Source organism: Streptomyces atriruber, from assembly GCF_001418325.1.
Taxonomy (GTDB): domain Bacteria; phylum Actinomycetota; class Actinomycetes; order Streptomycetales; family Streptomycetaceae; genus Streptomyces; species Streptomyces atriruber.
Map to the genome: position 1 here is coordinate 1 of NZ_LIPN01000665.1, position 1,614 is coordinate 1,614.

The window sequence follows — 1,614 nt, forward strand, 5'->3', positions numbered from 1 at the left end:
CCGCGGAGCGGCGCAGCGACGGCCACCCGGCGGTACGGGGAGACCCACCCCGCCCCCTCGCCGCGGAGCGGCGGAGAGGGCAGCGGCACGGCTCACTGCCGGTATCCGCACTAGTAGTGCCCCCAGGGGGGCACTATGACGGGGTGGCCCCCACCAGGTCGATGTCCGTAGGAACCGTCTCGCCGGGCCCGGCGAGACGGACCGCCCGTGCGCTGGGCCGCGCCCTCCACCTGCCCTTCACCGGCACGGCCAGAGGCATCCGCAAGGCCACCCACGCCCACGGAGCGGGCGAGTCGGGGCTCGGCAAGCTGATCGAGCTGCACGCGGTCAACGGCGCGGGCGACGTCATGATCACCGTCGCGCTCGCCTCGACCGTCTTCTTCTCCGTGCCGACGGACGAGGCGCGCGGCCGGGTGGCGCTCTATCTGGCGATCACGATGGCGCCGTTCACGCTTCTCGCCCCGGTCATCGGCCCGCTCCTCGACCGCCTGCCGCACGGCCGCCGCGCCGCGATGGCGGGCGCGATGCTGGCGCGCGCGCTGCTCGCGCTGGTGCTGTCGGGGGCGGTGGTGTCGGGGAGCGTGGAGCTGTATCCCGCCGCGCTCGGCGTGCTGGTGGCGTCCAAGGCGTACGGGGTGGTCAGAAGCGCTGTCGTGCCACGGCTCCTGCCACCGGGGTTCTCCCTGGTGAAGGCCAATTCCCGGGTGACTCTGGGCGGCCTCCTCGCGACCGCCGTGGCGGCGCCCGCCGGGGCCGGACTGCAGGCGCTGGGGCCGCGGTGGCCCCTGTTCGGCGCCTTCGTGATCTTCGTCTCGGGGATGTTCCTGTCGTTCTCGCTGCCGCACAAGGTGGACTCGTCGAAGGGCGAGAGCAAGGCGCTGCTGGCCGCGGACGAGGAGCACCTGCATCTGCACGCCCGCGCCGAGGCGGCCTCGGACACGTCCCGCAAGCGGCGCCTCGGGCTGCGTACGGTCGGCCCGGCCGTCACCCACGCCCTGGCCGCGAACGCGTCGCTGCGCTGCCTGTCCGGCTTCCTCATCTTCTTCCTGGCGTTCCTGCTGCGGGAGCATCCGCTCGCGGGGCAGAGCGCGGCCGTGTCGCTGGGCATCGTGGGCGTGTCGGCGGGTGCGGGCAACGCGCTGGGCACGGCCGTCGGCGCCTGGCTGAAGTCACGGGCGCCGGAGCTGATCATCGTGACCGTGGTCGCGGTGGTGCTGGGCGTGGCGGTGACGTCCGCGCTGTTCTTCGGGGCGGTCGGTGTGGCCTGTCTCGGCGCGTGCGCGGGCTTCGCGCAGGCGCTGTCCAAGCTGTCCCTGGACGCGCTGCTGCAGCGGGACGTCCCCGAGCAGGTCCGCACGTCCGCGTTCGCCCGTTCCGAGACGCTGCTCCAGATGGCGTGGGTGGTCGGCGGCGGCATCGGCATCGCCCTGCCGCTGGTGGGCACGCTCGGGCTTTCGGTGGCGGCCGCGATCGTGGCGGTGGGCTGGCTGTCGACGGTCCGCGGCCTGCTCGCCTCGGCCCGCCGCGGCGGCTCCCGCCGGGCCCGAGTGGTCTGACCTGCCCCGTACCACCCCACGCACCGCACCACCCCCACCCCACGCACGCACCCACCTC

General features: G+C 74.5%; 1 protein-coding gene. It reads left to right on the forward strand.

Going from position 1 to position 1,614, the window contains the following annotated elements:
- The first annotated feature begins 161 nt into the window (after nt 1-161).
- On the forward strand, nt 162-1,556 hold the full coding sequence (locus AOK03_RS39845; protein WP_055570196.1) for an MFS transporter: 1,395 nt from the start codon (nt 162-164) through the stop codon (nt 1,554-1,556).
- Nucleotides 1,557-1,614: the final 58 nt, after the last annotated feature.